The sequence below is a fragment of the Roseomonas alba genome (genome assembly GCF_019430885.1).
GTDB classification, from domain to species: domain Bacteria; phylum Pseudomonadota; class Alphaproteobacteria; order Acetobacterales; family Acetobacteraceae; genus Neoroseomonas; species Neoroseomonas alba.
Genome location: NZ_JAHYBZ010000002.1, coordinates 705,796 through 720,129, shown reverse-complemented (window position 1 = coordinate 720,129; position 14,334 = coordinate 705,796). Strand labels below are relative to the sequence as shown.

The window sequence follows — 14,334 nt, the reverse complement described above, 5'->3', positions numbered from 1 at the left end:
CGCGTTTTGACGGAGAGAAAACGCTACCGAATGGTGCAGCATCGTCGCCGATCTTCACGTGCCATCTTAAGATGGGTCAGTAACGGATTCCAAGGAATCCCCATTTTCCGGCACCGCGCCGCCACCGGTCCGCGTCACTCCTTCGGGGTGCTCCGTGTGCCTTCCGTGATCCGGTCGGTCAGGGCGAGCGCGACCGCACCCACCAGGAACAGCCCATGCAGCCCCATCGCCCAGGCGAGGGTCCGGTCGGAGTAGGCATCGGCACGCAGGAACATCTGCAGAAGCTGTATGGAGGAGATCGCCACGATCGACCCCGCCAGCTTTACCTTCAGGTTCCCCGGGTCGAGCTTGCGGATCCATGACATGCCCTCGCCCTTGCCCTCGGGGGTCAGCGGCCAAACCAGGCTGTCCCAGGAAGCGAGGATCACCATCACCACCAGCGAGGCGACCAGCGTCCAGTCGAGCAGGTGCAGCAGGTCGAGCAGCGCCTGGTCGTCCTGGGATGCGAGGACGCCGCCCGCGAACTTCGCCAGCTTGGTGATGAAGCGTGCCGCAAACAGCGCCAGCGCGACGGTCAGCCCCAGCAGGAAGACGGCGGCGAGCCAGCGGCAGCCGAGAATGAATTTGGTGAGAATCGGCCGCATGGGATGAACCTCCGTCCCGGCTTATGGCCGGTGCACCGCATGGAGGGAATCCACACGATGGCGATCCGTAGACTGGCTGAGGAGCAGCGTCTGTCCGGCGCCGTGGTGGCGGGCGGCATGATCTGGCTGGCCGGCCAGGTGGCCGACGACGCAACGCTCGATGCCGAGGGCCAGACCGCCGACATCCTGCGCCAGATCGACGCCTTGCTGGCCGAGGCCGGCACCGACAAGCGCGCCCTCGTCAGCATCCAGATCGTGCTGGCGGACATCAAGGACGCGCCAGCGATGAACCGCGCCTGGGATGCCTGGCTCGACCCCGCGCACAAGCCGGCTCGCATGACCATCCAGGCGCCGCTGGTCGACCCCGCCTGGAAGGTCGAGATCACCGGCGTGGCCCTGGCCCCGTCGTGAAGCGGCTGTCGCAGCGCTACCGCCTGCCTGCGGGCTGGTTGCGCTCGACGCTGATGACCCTTGCCTTCGGGCTGCTGGTGGCGGGCGGCGTGGCCGATCAGGGGACGGTCTTTCCCTACATGGTCATCGGCGTCGCGGCGCTGGGGCTGGGAACGCTCTACCTGCTGTTTCCTCACGGGCTGCATTTCGCCTTCGGCACCAGCGCGGGGCTGGCGGTCTATGCCTGCCTCTTCGCGGTGATGGGGCATGCGGCCTTTCCCAGCGCGCCGGGCCCGGCGCGGGCCGTGGCCTTCCTGCTGCCGGTGCTGTCCTTCCTGGTCGCGGTGTGGCGGCGCCGGCGCAGCCTGCGCATGGTGGCCGAGGCCGCGCACCCCTTCGACCTCAATCATCTGCCGCGCATGGCGCGCTGGCTGATCCCGGTCTGGCTGGTCGGCATCTGCTCGCTGGCCTTCCCGGTCAACCGCCTGCCGGCCTTCGAGCAGGGCGTGGCGGTGCTGGCGGCCATGGCGCTGATCGCGGGCATGGTTGCCGCCTCGGTGCGCGGCGTGGTGCTGCTGCTGACCGACATGGCGCTGATCACCGAGGAACTCGCGGGCCGAGCCTCCCGCATGCTGATCCCGATCGTCGCCTTCCTGGCCATGTACGGAATGTTGGTGACGGTCTTCGCCTGCCTCTACCGCATCGCCCAGGGGCTTTCGCTGCATCCGCTGTTTCATGGGCCGCAAGGGCCGGTGCCGCTGCCCTTTCCGGATGCGCTCTATTTCAGCCTGGTGACCCAGGCGACCGTCGGGTACGGCGACGTCACCCCGCATGATGATGGCATCCGGCTGCTCGCCTCCCTGCAGGTGATCCTGGGCCAGGTGCTGCTGCTGTTCGGCTTCGCCGAGATCATGCGAACCCGCCGCGTGCTGGGCGGGGAGGGGAATGCGCGGCGCAGCGAACCGTCCGGTGATTGAGAGCCCGTCCCTCATGTCGCCTGACGGCGACTTACGAAGTCCGGCACCGGCCTGCACCCCCGCCCGGCCACCGATTCAGGATCCTCTCGTCGGGTGGCCGGCCGGGGGTGCGGGCCGGTGCCGGACTCGCAAGACAGGCTCTGACGCGTGCTGTGACCTTTGGTGGCTTGCACCCGGCGCTGCCTGTTGCCTAATGCGCCCGCCCGACGAGGAGCCTGCCCATGCGCCTGCCGCGCCCGCTTCCGGCCCTGCTCAGCGCCGCCATCCTGGCGCTGCCGGCCTCCGCCGCCCTGCCGCCGACCGCGCAGCGCCTTGTCGAGTTCCGTGCCGTCATCAACCACCCCGATATCGGCATGGCGATGGGCGGCGACCCCATCACACGCATCGACTATGTGCGGGATGACCTCTACCGCGTCTCCGGCGCGCGCTGTCGGATCGACCTCGCCATCGTGGGTGTGCCGTCCCCGCCCGGTCTGGTCGGTCCGCGGCAGTTCGAGGTGCGCACGGTCGATCGTGCCTGCAACTGAGCGGAAGGCAGGCCCCGCTGGCGCAGGATCGCCGCGGCGCCGGCCCGATTCCGCCGCAATCCGGCGCAGAATGCGCCTTCGTCTCCTGGAAGGCTGACTCAATGAGCAATGCGGCATTCTGGCGCGGGCGGCGTGTGCTGGTCACAGGCGGCGCCGGATTCCTCGGGTCGAACCTGTGCCACGCCCTGGCCGCCCATGGCGCGCGTGTCACCGCGCTCGATGCCATGATGCCCGATGGCGGCGCCTCGGCCCGCAATCTCGAAGGGGCTGGGGTGCTGCTGGTGCGCGGGGATATCCGCGACACGGAACTGCACTCGCTGTGCGAGGGTGTCGACGTGCTGTTCAACATGGCCGCCCAGACCTCCCATATGGGTGGGCAGAAGGACCCGGTCGCCGACATCGCCATCAACGCCGTCGCCCAGGTCCGGCTGATCGGCGTGATGCGGGAGGTCGCGCCGAAGGCCGCCGTCGTCCATGCCTCCACTCGCCAGTTCTACGGCCGCCCGCGTGCTCTGCCGGTCGATGAACTGCATCCGGTGAATCCGCCCGACGCCAATGGCGTGTCGAAATGGGCGGGCGAACAGTATTGGCTGCTCGAACAGCGTGTGCATCACCGCCCCGTGGTCTCGCTGCGCCTGACCAATTGCTATGGGCCGCGGCTGCGCATCAGGGATGCCCGGCAGACCTTCCTCGGCATCTGGATCCGGCGCGTGTTGGAAGGCGAACCTTTCGAGGTCTGGGGCGGGGCGCAGCTCCGCGACCTGACCTATGCCGAGGATGTCACCGACGCCTTCCTGATCGCGGCAGAAAAAGCTTCAGAACCAGCACTTTCAGGGCAGGTGTTCAATCTTGGTGGCAGCCCGCCGACCTCGCTGCTCGATCTTGCCGACCGGCTGGTCGCGGCCAATGGGGGCAAGGGCGAATACGTCACCAAGGAATTCCCCGCCGATCGCGCCCCGATCGATATCGGGTCCTACGCCGCCGATGACCGTGCCTTCCGGAACGCGTCAGGCTGGGCGCCGAAGGTCGACCTGGACGAGGGGTTGCGCCGCTCCCTTGCGTGGTATCGTCCGCGCCTCGCCGACTACCTCTAGCGCGGCGTCCGTTCGCCATGGCTCACGGGCACCGCGCTAAGCCTTCGTTCGACCACGTCTCTTCACCCGGCCCGACGATTCCGTCGGATCGGGATCTGCCCTAAGGGATCGCTCCGATGAACGCGCCCACCGTCACCATGATCCCCCAGGCCGACCCTGGCGCCGGCTATCGCGCCCAGAAGGCCGAGATCGACGCCGCCGTCGCCCGCGCGCTGGAGAGCGGCTGGTACATCCTCGGCAAGGAGGGTGTGGCCTTCGAGCAGGAATTCGCCGCCTGGCTCGGCCCCGACCAGAAGGCGGTCGGCTGCGCCAACGGCACGGATGCCATCGCGCTGATCCTGCGCGGCCTCGGCATCGGGCCCGGCATGGCGGTCGCCACCGTCTCCCACACCGCGGTTGCCACCGTCGCGGCAATCGAGATGGTCGGTGCGACACCGCTGCTGCTCGACATCGACCCCGACACCTACACCATGGACGCGGACGAACTCGTCTCGGTGCTTGAGGATCCGCCGCCGGGCCTGCCGCCGATCAAGGCGGTCATCCCGGTCCACATCTATGGTCAGCCTTGCGACCTGAATCCGATGCTGGAGGCGACCAACGCCGCCGGCATTCCGCTGATCGAGGATTGCGCGCAGGCGCATGGCGCGACGCTGGACGGGCGGAAGATCGGCACGATCGGCTCCGCGGCTGCCTTCAGCCTCTACCCGACGAAGAATCTCGGCGCGCTCGGCGATGGCGGGGTGCTGGCGACGCGCGATGCGGAGCTCGCCGAGCGCATCGCCGCCATCCGCCAGTATGGCTGGCGGGAGCGCTACGTCAGTTCGATGATCGGCGTGAATTCGCGCCTCGATGAGGTGCAGGCGGCGATCCTTCGGGTGAAGCTGACCGTGCTCGATGCCGGTAATGCGCGCCGCCGCGCCATCGCCGACGCCTATGACGAGGCGCTGGGCAATGGCCCGATCGCCCCGCCGGTGCGCCGGACCGGCGCTGAGCACGTTTTCCATCAATATGTACTGCGCACCGAGAACCGCGCCGAGGTCCAGGCCAGGCTGAAGGCGCAGGGCGTGGGGACCGGCATCCACTATCCGGTGCCGGTGCATCTGCAATCCGCCTACAAGGATCGCACGCCGCTGGGTCCGGCCGGCTGCGCCGAGACCGCCCGCGCCTCGGAGGAAGTGCTGAGCCTGCCGATGTATCCGGAACTGACGGATGCGCAGGTGGAGCAGGTCTGCGGGGCGCTGCGCTCGCTCTGACAGCGCCGCGGCAAAGCGCCGCCTGGGCAGGAACCGGAGGGGCACTGCCTCTCCGGATCATGCTGCCGGGTCCCCCATCGGCGTTGGGTCGCAACGTCGATGCAATCCCCTGCCCACTACGTTGCCCGGACCGCCGGCGCTTGATGTTGCGCCGCCGGTCGGCGCTGACCCCTCCCGGCACGTCCTGTACGCGAGAGCGGTGTTCCGGCAGCGGCGCAGCGCGCCAGCTCGAGGTTTCCGAAGACTCTTCGGCCGACGGATTCCCATTGCCGTTGCACCGCAACGCCAATGGGTTCCCGTGGCGGGGCGAGGCCCCCGCGACGTCAAATGCGCGCCGGGTCGGTCAGCGCTGTTCCAGCGCCCGGATGATCGGCACCATGCTGTGCGGGTGCGGGGACTGTGTCGGGCAATCGATGGTCTGCAACGGCATGCCGACATGGCTGCCGAACTTGCTCACCGGGTCCCAATTGCCGCGGAGATTGGCGATGGGCGCGAAGGCCTCGTCGCCGCTGGCGGCAACGACCTGGTTCAGCGCCGTCACCAGCCGACCGCCGAGCCCGAGCGTCCCGAGACTCGCCAGGAAGCCGACGCCGGCCGAGCCGGCCCCGCCCACCGCGGCGCGGATCGGGTTGGAGGAGAGCTGGTTCACCAGCGCAAGCGCCCCCGGCGCGTTCCAGGTGATGCCTGGCAGGCCCAGGATCGCGCCGACCATCTGCACGAAGGCGCCACCGAGCGAATGACCGGTCAGCCAGGTGATCTCCGCCTGGCGCGAGACTCCTGAGGTGAATTCCAGCGCGTCGTTCAGCTTCATCGCGAGCGCGTTGAGCCCGAGGCCGATGCCGCCGAGATCCGCCGCCACCGCATCCTTCAGGTTCGCCGTGCCGCGGAAGCAGACACAGGCGATCTTGTGGCCGGAGCCCTTCCAGTAGACCCGGGCGCGGAAGTTGTCATTCTCGTAGAGGTCCTGAACGAGGCTGGTGTGCCAGTCACGCAGCATGCTCGAGTCAGAAGCATCTTCGTAAACATCGGCCGCGATGCGGGCCATGTTCAGTATGTCGTACATCGTCGCCTTTCTTCCGGCTTTGCCGTGCCCGCGGGAGTAGGGCAGGCATTGATTGCGGAATAGCGACGAAGGTCACAGCCACAACGAGTGCTCGCGGCGGGCGGGCGGCGTGCGGAATCGGCGATGTCTGTACGGCGACGGAATACCGCGGTCTGGCGCATGCCGCGGCCGGCGATCGGCCGTGAGAAACGGTTCATACTGATCGCAGCGGGACGGATGCGCCGCGGCGCCCGGCTGCTCCGCCAGCGCCGCGATGCCGTCGCGCAAGGAGACGTTGCGCGACGGGCGGGAGCCGTGCCTCAGGCGGCCGCGCGACGTCCCCAGGCCGGATTGACCAGCGGCGAGCCCGCATTGATGCGCGCCCGCGCCGCCGCATACTCCGCCGCCAGCCGGTCGATCAGCGCGGCGGCGGGGACGACCTCCTTCAGCCCGCTCACTGACTGCCCCGCACCCCAGATGTCCTTCCACTTGCGCTTGCGGTCGGTGCCGAAATTCATTGTCGAGCCCTCGACGCCCGCGAGGTTGTCCGGGTCGAGCCCCGCCGCGCGCAGCGACGGCTTGAGGTAGTTGCCGTGAACGCCAGTGATCAGGTTGGTGTAGATGATGTCCTCGGCCCCCGAGCCGACGATCATGGCCTTGTAGTCCTCGACCGCCCGCGCTTCCTGCGTCGCGATGAAGGCGGTGCCCATATAGGCGAAATCCGCCCCCATCGCCTCGGCGGCGAGGATGGAGCGGCCATGGGCCATGGCTCCCGACAGTGCGATCGGCCCGTCGAACCAGGCGCGGGTTTCCTGCAGCATGGCGAAGGGGGATTGCGCGCCGGCATGCCCGCCCGCGCCGGCGGCGACCAGCACCAGCCCGTCCGCGCCCTTCTCGATCGCCTTGTGGGCGAAGGTCTGGTTGATCACGTCGTGGATGACGTAGCCGCCATAGGCGTGGATCGCCTGGTTTACCTCCGGCCGCGCGCCGAGGGAGGTGATGATGAGCGGCACCTTGTGCTTCACGCAGAGTGCGAGGTCCTGCTCCAGCCGGTCGTTCGAACGATGCACGATCAGGTTGATGGCGAAGGGCGCGGCAGGCCGGTCGGGATGCGCCGCGTCATGCGCCGCGAGCCGCTCCTTGATCTCGGCCAGCCACGCATCGAGCTGCTCCACCGGCCGCGCATTGAGCGACGGCATCGACCCGATGACGCCGGAGGTGCATTGCGCCACCACCAGGTCCGGCACCGAGATGATGAACAGCGGCGAGCCGATCAGCGGCAGGCGAAGGCGGCCCTTGAGGTTCTCAAGCAGGGTCATGGCGGTTCCTCGTATCGCTTGGCCGGAAGCCTTGCCGGGATCGGGGGTGCTTGTCGAGGGCTCGCCCAACCGGTCGGTCAGGCCAGCACGGCGACGGCGCGCGCCAGCGCGGCCCGCAGCGTGCCGGCGAGGCGGTCGATGACCGCCGGGGCGCTGTCGGGCTCGCCGGGCCAGTTCGCGCCCCAGAAGAAGGTGGCGCGCACCGGGCCGTCGATCATCTGGCCCGCCACCGCGACCGCCTGGCTGCTGTTCCAGTCGATGCTGCCGCCCTTGCCATAGGCCATGACGTCGGGGAGGGAGACGCGCGGCATGGCGTCGGCCCAGGAACTGATGCGCTTGAACTCGGCCAGTGAGGAGGCCTGCGCGAAGACCGCGCCGCCCAGGGCGCGCTCGTACCAGGTGCAGAGATCCTGCGCCGTGCTGACCATCGTCTGGTGTGGATTGATGACGGGCAGCGGCGTGCCCGGCAGCCGGTCGCCGGCGGCGATGGCGCGCATGCCCGCCCAGCCGAGATCCGTCCCCGGCGGCGCGCCGGCCATGGTCGAGATCATGATGCGCGTGCTGTCGGGAATGCGCGTGCCGGCGAGGCCCATCTCCGCGATGAGGCGCCGCACGCGGGCCGGGCCGACGCGGCGCATGGCGATGTCGGTCGCGGTGTTGTCGCTGTGGCTGATCATCGCCTCCAGCGCCGTGCGCGCGGAGACGGTGCCGCTCACCCCGCCGAGCACCGGGCTGATTAGTGACCGCACCCCGTCATCCACCGGCAGGGTCTCGTCGAGCGACAGCCGGCCCGCTTCGACCTCCTGCAGCCAGGCGGCGAGGATGAAGGTCTTGATGCAGCTTCCGACAAAGATCGGTGCCGTGTCGCGATGCGCGGCGCGGAGCCGGCCCTTGGGGCCGGTGGCCTCGATCAGCGCCGCGGCCTCGCCGGGCATGGCGGCGACGTCGCGCATCGCTTCGGCCAGCACGGGATCGGCCGCGGGTTGCGCGAGGGCACCCGCGACCGGCGCGGCTGCGAGCAGCAGGGGAAGGCGGCGGCGTTGCATGGCGTGACCTCGGGGGGCGGGAAGGCGGCCACGATGCGCGACGGGCGTAGCGCGGGGCAATGGCAATCGCGCGCGTGGTCCCTTGCCTGCTGCGTGGAACCGAGAGGGGCTTTGCCCCTCTCGGGCTCACCCCACCAAAGGCCGAAAGGCCTTTGGAAACCAACACCTGGCGCTTTGCGCGACTGACAGGATGGGTGTCGGCATCCGCCTTTGCGCAGGGAACGCGTTGCAAGGGGAATAGGGCGCCTGCGCTGCACAGCGCCAAGTGACGGTTTCCAAAGGCCTCGGGCCGATGGGGCCTCAAAGACGTTGCATGGCAACGTCTTTGGGATCCCGTGGCGGGGTGGCTTGGAGGGGCAGAGCCCCTCCAATTCCGGCCGCACCGGTCGTTCCTGCGGGCCGTTGGGATCAGAAACGGTCCTAGGAACCCGGCGTCAGTTCCGCGACTGCGATCCCGGCCTCGCCTTGCACCGCGTAGTACAGCAGGACGCGCCCATCATCCTCCAGGATGCACGGATCGCGGAGCTGGTTGACCGGGTGGTTGATCGCCCCGCGCCAGGACCGTTCCAGCGGCAGGCCGGCGCCTTCCCAGTCTGTCTCGGGCCGCAGCACCACCGCTTCGCCCTCGGCGCGCCAGCCCATCCAGTCGCCGGACAGATCCACGGTGGACAGCAGGATGGATTCCGGCGTGTCGCCGACCCGCGTCCAGAACACCTCCAGCGTGTCGCCGCGCAGGCGCAGCGCGGTGTGGCGCTGGGTGCCGGGGAACAGGGTCGGGCCACGCTCGAAGCCGGTCAGCCCATTCTTCGAGCGGAACACGATCCCCGGCATGGCGAGCGCATAGCTCCAGCCCCCATGCTGGAAGACCCGGAAGTAGGACGGGCCGAGCAGGTCAGGCAGGGCCTGGAAACGCAGCCCGTCCTCGGACAGCGCCACGCGGCTGCGCTGGGTGCGGAAGCCGGCGAGGCCGTGGAAATACATCACGATGCGGCGCTTCGCGTCATCCACATGCACGTCCGGTGAGGCGATGTGCGGATGGGTGGCGTCCTCCATCGGGTCGGGGATGCCAGGGGTGCCGTCAGGCGCGCTGCCGGGCAGCCGGTCGCCGCTGGCGATATCGGCCGGCACGGGCGGGGAGACGGTGGGGAACAGGCTTTCGGGCAGCGCCAGGCTGCCGGGGCCATGGACCTGCCAGGGTCCCTCGGGCGCATCGGCATAGGCCAGGCGGATGTAGTCGCCCTTGTGGTCGGCGAAGTAGCAGTAGTAGCGGCCGAGCGGATCCTTCACCCAATCCGGCACGCGGATCACCGAGGGGCCCTGGATGTTGGACCCCATGCGCGCATCCATCCCGGGCACGATCACCGGGTTGGCGGGCAGCCGGGTCACGCGGTAGCTCGTCATCGTCTCACTCCGATCGCAGGCCGAGTTCCGCCACCAGCGCGCCGAAGCGGGCATGGTCGTGGCGCATGGTGGCGGCGAGTTCCTCGGGCCCGGCTTCGAACAGCCCGGCGCCGGCAGGCATGCGGCTGGCGAAGTCGGGCTTTTCCAGCGCTGCCTTGGTGTCCGCGGCGATGCGCGCGGTGATCGCGGGCGGCAGCCCGGCGGGGGCCAGGACCGCCTGCCAGGCATGGGCGAATTCCACCTGCGGCGCGACCTCGGCGATCGAGGGAACGTTCGGGATCTCGGGCAGGCGCCGGCGCGGCGTCGCCACCACGGCGCGCAGCGTGCCGGCCTGGATGGCGGGCAGTACCACGCTGAAACTGTCCATCGTCGCCTGGACGCGGCCGGCGAGCAGATCCGCGAGCCCCGCCGGGCTGGTGCGATACGGGACATGCTGGGCAGGGAAGTCCAGGGTGCGGCGTAGGATCTCGAAGTTCAGATGCGGCACCGTGCCGTTGCCGGCAGAGTAGTAGAAGAAGGGATCGCCCGCCGGCCGCGCCCGCGCCGCGGTGACGAAGTCGGGCAGGGTGGTGATGCCGAGCTCGCTGCGCAGCGTCAGCGAACCCGCCGCGACGGTGACGCCGGCGACCGGCGTCAGGTCGCGCAGCGGATCATAGGGTGCGCGCGTCATATGCGGCGTGATGACGAGAGCCGCCATCGCCACCAGCCCGATCGTGTAGCCATCGGGTGCTGCGCGGGCGATCTGCTGCACGCCGATCGCGCCGCCTGCGCCGGGCTGGTTGTCGGCGACGACGCGCTGGCCCCAGCGTTGCTGCAATTCCTCCGCCAGCACGCGGGCGACATGGTCGGCGAGGTTGCCGGCACCATAGGGCACCACCATGCGCACCGGCTTGTTCGGCCATTCGCCCTGCGCCGCGGCGAAGCGTGGCGCAGCGAGGCAACCAGCCGCCGCCAGCATGGCCCGGCGTGACACCGCGCCGCCTGATGATGCGCGTTTCATGCGCTCTCCTCCCGATCCGCGCCTGGCGCGGTGATGCGAAAGGCTCGCATGGACCGGGGCAGGGGACAATGTCGCGGCGTTTCGGACTCGCCTTGGCGGACTGTGCGGATGCAGCATGGTCCCATGGATGTTGCCCCGACCGATCTCCTCGCCGACCTGCTTGGCCGCCTGCGCGCCGCACGGGAGGCAGCGGCGGCCGATCCCTTCGGCGATCCGGTGCTGCTGGTCGCGCTCGATCTCAGCCGGGCGCTCGACGAGGGGCGGGTGACGCTCGATGCGCTCAAGCTGCTGATCGGACGCATGGCGCGGGAGGCGGCGCAGGAACGCGCGACGCGCCTCGCCGCCTATACCGGCATGGGGGAGGACACGGCGGCCCTCGCCGCTGTCGCCGGGCGCCTGGTCCGCCCGGACCCCGAGGACAGCCCGGTGCCCTTCGCGGCGTTCCGGGAGGCGGTGGAACGGACCCGTTTCGCCGCGGTCTTCACCGCGCATCCGACCTTCTCCCTGCCGCTCGCGACCGGCACGGCGCTGGCCGAGGCCGCCGGCGGCGTACCGCTGCCCGAGGGCCTGTCGCATCGCCCCGCGCCGGTCACGCTGGAGGAGGAATTCGCCCAGGCCGCGGCCGCGATCGCGCGCGGGCGCGATGCGCTGGATGCGCTGTCCGCCGCGCTGTTCGAGGCGGCGCGCACGGTCTGGGGCGAGCGCGCGCTGCAGCTTCGGCCGCGGCCGGTGATCCTCACCTCCTGGGTCGGCTACGACACGGACGGACGGACGGATATCGGCTGGAACGACACGCTGCGACTGAGGCTGCGCATGAAGCGGCTGCAATTGGCGCGTCTCGCCGATCGGCTGGAACCGCTCGGCGCCTGCACGGCGCCCATCGTGGATCGCGCGCGGGAGGCCGCCGCGGCGGTCGCGGTGCAGGAGGAAGCAGCGCCAGCGAAGCCCGATGCGGAATCGACCCGCCGCTTCGCCCTCGCGATGATCGAGAAGCGCGAGGCCGCGCTGACCGACCTCGATCCGCTGCTCGGCCTGTTCCCCGCGGCGATCGCGGCGGCGCCGGATGAGGCGACGCGGCTGGGGCTCGCCGTGCAGCGGGCCGGGCTCGCGGCGCATGGGTTGGCGCTGGCGCATACCCATGTGCGGCTGAACGCGGCGCAGGTGCACAATGCGCTGCGCCAGCGCCTCGGCATCGCCGCCGCGCCGGAGGATCGCGCGGCGCGGCGCGGGCTGCTCGCCCAGGTGAATGCCGCGCTGTCCGAGGTCGTGCCCATACCGCTCGATTTCGGGGCGCTGCTGGCGGAGCAAGCCTCGGCGGTGCGGCTCATCATGACCTGCGCGCAGGTCATCAAGCATGTCGATGGCAGCCAGCCGATCCGCTTCCTGATCGCCGAGACCGAGACGGGCTACACGCTGCTCGCTGCGCTGTGGCTCGCGAGGCGCTTCGGCATTGCGGACCGCGTCGAGATATCGCCGCTGTTCGAGACCGCGGATGCGCTGGAACGCGGCGAGCGGGTGCTGGAAGAAGCCCTGCGCAGCCCGCATTTCCGCGACTATCTGCGCCAGCATGGGCGGCTCTGCCTGCAATTCGGCTATTCGGATTCCGGCCGCTATGTCGGGCAGCTCGCCGCGTCGTATCTCGCCGAACGGCTGAAGATCCGCCTGGCGGAGCAGATGCGCCGCCATGGCCTCGAAGGCATCGAACTGGTGCTGTTCGACACCCATGGCGAGAGCATCGGCCGCGGCGGGCATCCGAACAGCCTGACCGATCGCTTCGCCTATCTTTCCCCGCCGGCGGCGCGGGCCGCGCTGGCCGCGGCCAACCTGCACTGGCGCGACGAGGCCGCCTTCCAGGGCGGCGACGGCTATCTGCTCTTCGGCACGGACCGGCTGGCGCTCGCGACGGTGGCGCGCATCGCGGAACACGCCTTCGCCCCGCCCGCCGTGACTGACGACCCGATCTACGCCGAAGCCGATTGGGGCACGGACTTCTTCGCCACCATCCGGCGCGAGATGGCGATCCTCGTCGAGGATCCCGGCTATGCCGCTCTGCTCGGCGCCTTCGGGCCGGGGCTGCTGGACAAGACGGGGTCACGCCCCGCCGCGCGGCAGTCCGATGCCGGCGGGCCGGTACGGATCACCCACCCGTCCCAGCTTCGCGCGATCCCGAACAACGCGATCCTGCACCAGATGGGATTCCTCGCGAACACGCTGCACGGGCTTGGCGCGGCAGCGGTCGCGCATCCCGATAATTTCGCGGATCTTGCGCTGCGTTCGCCGCGCTTCGCGCGGGCGCTCGCCATGGCACGACGGGCGGCGGCCTGCTCGGACCTAGGCGTGCTGCGGGCCTCGGTGGACATGCTCGATCCGTCGCCCTGGCTGGATCGCGCGGGCTTCACGAAGCGGCCGGGCCGGCGGGAGGCACTGACCGCCGTCGCGGCGGCGCTGGAACGGCTCGACCTCTCGGCCGCGACGCGGCGGATGTTCCGGCGCTTGCAGGCGGACCATCAGGCGCTGCGCGCGGCCTGGTCCGATCTGCCCGACATGCCCGACCGGCTGGTGCTGGCCCATGCGCTGCGGCTGTGCCTGGTGCAGCGGCTCTGGCTGCTCGCGGTCGCCCTGCCGGAATTCAGCCCGCGCCATGGCGCGACGCGCGACAGCCTGATCGCGCGGCTGCTGCAACTCGACGTGCCGCCGGTGCTCGACCTGCTCGGCCAGATCTTCCCCGCGGCACCCGATCCCGCGAGCGGGCTTGATTTCGGCGAGCCGGCCGGGCCGCGCGAGGGCGCCTCCTACGCCGCCGAGCACGCGACCATCTTCGGGCCCATGGCGGCGATCTTCGCCCTGGTGCGGGAATGCTCGGCAGTGATCAGCCATGAGGTCGGGGCCTTCGGCTGAATTGCTTCCGCGCGGTTCGGCGGCGATGGGCATAGGATCGCCGCCCATGATCGCGCGTCTCGTCTTCGCCCTGTCGCTTATCGCCACGCTGCCCGCCGTCGCGCAGGAGCCATGCCCCACCCGCCGCCATGTCGATTGCGCCGGCGCCGCGCGGGCCGTGGATGCTGCGATCGCCGCCGATCCCTGGCTGTCGATCCTGGACCGGGCGCGGGCGATGCGGCTGGAGGAGCTCCGCACGCCTCTTGGCCCCGAGGCAGCCGCTGAGCTGACGCGCCAGGATGCCGCCTGGCGGCGCAGCCTGTCGCGCAACCTGTTCTTCCATCCCGACGGCAGCCTCGACGAGCCCGATCCGCGCGCCGCGCTGCGCGGTTCCCTCGAATACTGGCTGATGCGGCTGATCCAGATCGATCCCCTGCCGGCGCCGGGGATCACCGGCCGCTGGATGAGCGCCAAGGGAGAAGTCGTGATCCGCCGCCGCGACCGCGACCACTTCGACGTCGACATCAACGCCGCCGACATCAATGACACCGCCTGGACCTGCGAATACGAGGGCCAGGGCCGGTCTGACCGGATCGAGTGGCTGGAAACGGATGACGGGGCGATGGAACTGCGCTGGCTGGGGACTGCGCTGCAGGTCAGCATGCTGCCGGTTGCGCCCGTGCCGTTCTGCGGCGCGGCGGGAAGCCCGGCGGGGACCTACTTCCGGATCGGGGATGCGGATTGAGGGGGTGAACCGGAAGGCG

13 protein-coding genes are annotated in these 14,334 nt (G+C 70.1%); 7 read left to right on the top strand and 6 right to left on the bottom strand.

The genetic code is table 11. The annotated features are described in order from the left end of the window. Positions 1-134: 134 nt before the first annotated feature. A complete protein-coding gene (locus tag KPL78_RS07865) occupies positions 135-644 on the bottom strand; it encodes a YqhA family protein (RefSeq protein ID WP_219762344.1) in 510 nt (169 codons plus the stop codon). Positions 645-701: 57 nt separating this feature from the next. Between KPL78_RS07865 and KPL78_RS07860 the strand changes: the two genes are divergently transcribed. The 5 genes from KPL78_RS07860 (at position 702) to KPL78_RS07840 (ending at position 4,885) form a co-directional block, all read left to right on the top strand. After that, entirely contained in the window at positions 702-1,055 is a 354-nt protein-coding gene (locus KPL78_RS07860) for a RidA family protein (RefSeq protein ID WP_219762343.1), read from the top strand. Then, entirely contained in the window at positions 1,052-2,011 is a 960-nt protein-coding gene (locus KPL78_RS07855; RefSeq protein WP_219762342.1) for an ion channel, read from the top strand. The genes KPL78_RS07860 and KPL78_RS07855 overlap by 4 nt, the downstream gene beginning before the upstream one ends. A gap of 221 nt (positions 2,012-2,232) precedes the next feature. Beyond that, positions 2,233-2,538 (top strand): hypothetical protein, encoded by a 306-nt coding sequence (locus KPL78_RS07850; protein WP_219762341.1) that lies wholly within the window; start codon positions 2,233-2,235, stop codon positions 2,536-2,538. A 101-nt stretch (positions 2,539-2,639) separates the two neighbouring features. Next, positions 2,640-3,632, top strand: a complete 993-nt coding sequence (locus KPL78_RS07845) for an NAD-dependent epimerase/dehydratase family protein (RefSeq protein ID WP_219762340.1) — start codon at positions 2,640-2,642, stop codon at positions 3,630-3,632. Between the two features lie 116 nt (positions 3,633-3,748). After that, positions 3,749-4,885, top strand: coding sequence for a DegT/DnrJ/EryC1/StrS family aminotransferase (locus KPL78_RS07840; protein WP_219762339.1), 1,137 nt, complete (start codon positions 3,749-3,751; stop codon positions 4,883-4,885). Between the two features lie 343 nt (positions 4,886-5,228). On the opposite strand, the gene KPL78_RS07835 is transcribed toward KPL78_RS07840, so the two are convergent. The 5 genes from KPL78_RS07835 to KPL78_RS07815 all read right to left on the bottom strand — a co-directional run bounded on the left by KPL78_RS07835 (position 5,229) and on the right by KPL78_RS07815 (position 10,693). Continuing rightward, positions 5,229-5,948 carry a Tle-like phospholipase domain-containing protein gene (locus tag KPL78_RS07835; RefSeq protein ID WP_219762338.1) on the bottom strand — a complete coding sequence of 240 codons (720 nt, stop codon included), beginning with the start codon at positions 5,946-5,948 and terminating at the stop codon, positions 5,229-5,231. Positions 5,949-6,247: 299 nt separating this feature from the next. Continuing rightward, on the bottom strand, positions 6,248-7,246 hold the full coding sequence (locus KPL78_RS07830) for an NAD(P)H-dependent flavin oxidoreductase (protein ID WP_219762337.1): 999 nt from the start codon (positions 7,244-7,246) through the stop codon (positions 6,248-6,250). A gap of 77 nt (positions 7,247-7,323) precedes the next feature. Beyond that, positions 7,324-8,292: a serine hydrolase gene (locus tag KPL78_RS07825; RefSeq protein ID WP_219762336.1), complete on the bottom strand. Its 969-nt coding sequence runs from the start codon at positions 8,290-8,292 to the stop codon at positions 7,324-7,326. A gap of 420 nt (positions 8,293-8,712) precedes the next feature. Next, entirely contained in the window at positions 8,713-9,693 is a 981-nt protein-coding gene (locus tag KPL78_RS07820) for a hypothetical protein (protein ID WP_219762335.1), read from the bottom strand. A 4-nt stretch (positions 9,694-9,697) separates the two neighbouring features. After that, the gene (locus tag KPL78_RS07815) at positions 9,698-10,693 is read right to left on the bottom strand and encodes a Bug family tripartite tricarboxylate transporter substrate binding protein (RefSeq protein WP_219762334.1); all 996 of its coding nucleotides are present in this window, start codon (positions 10,691-10,693) and stop codon (positions 9,698-9,700) included. A gap of 123 nt (positions 10,694-10,816) precedes the next feature. Between KPL78_RS07815 and KPL78_RS07810 the strand changes: the two genes are divergently transcribed. Further along, on the top strand, positions 10,817-13,591 hold the full coding sequence (locus tag KPL78_RS07810; protein WP_219762333.1) for a phosphoenolpyruvate carboxylase: 2,775 nt from the start codon (positions 10,817-10,819) through the stop codon (positions 13,589-13,591). 46 nt (positions 13,592-13,637) lie between these two features. Further along, entirely contained in the window at positions 13,638-14,315 is a 678-nt protein-coding gene (locus tag KPL78_RS07805; protein WP_219762332.1) for a hypothetical protein, read from the top strand. Positions 14,316-14,334 lie beyond the last annotated feature (19 nt).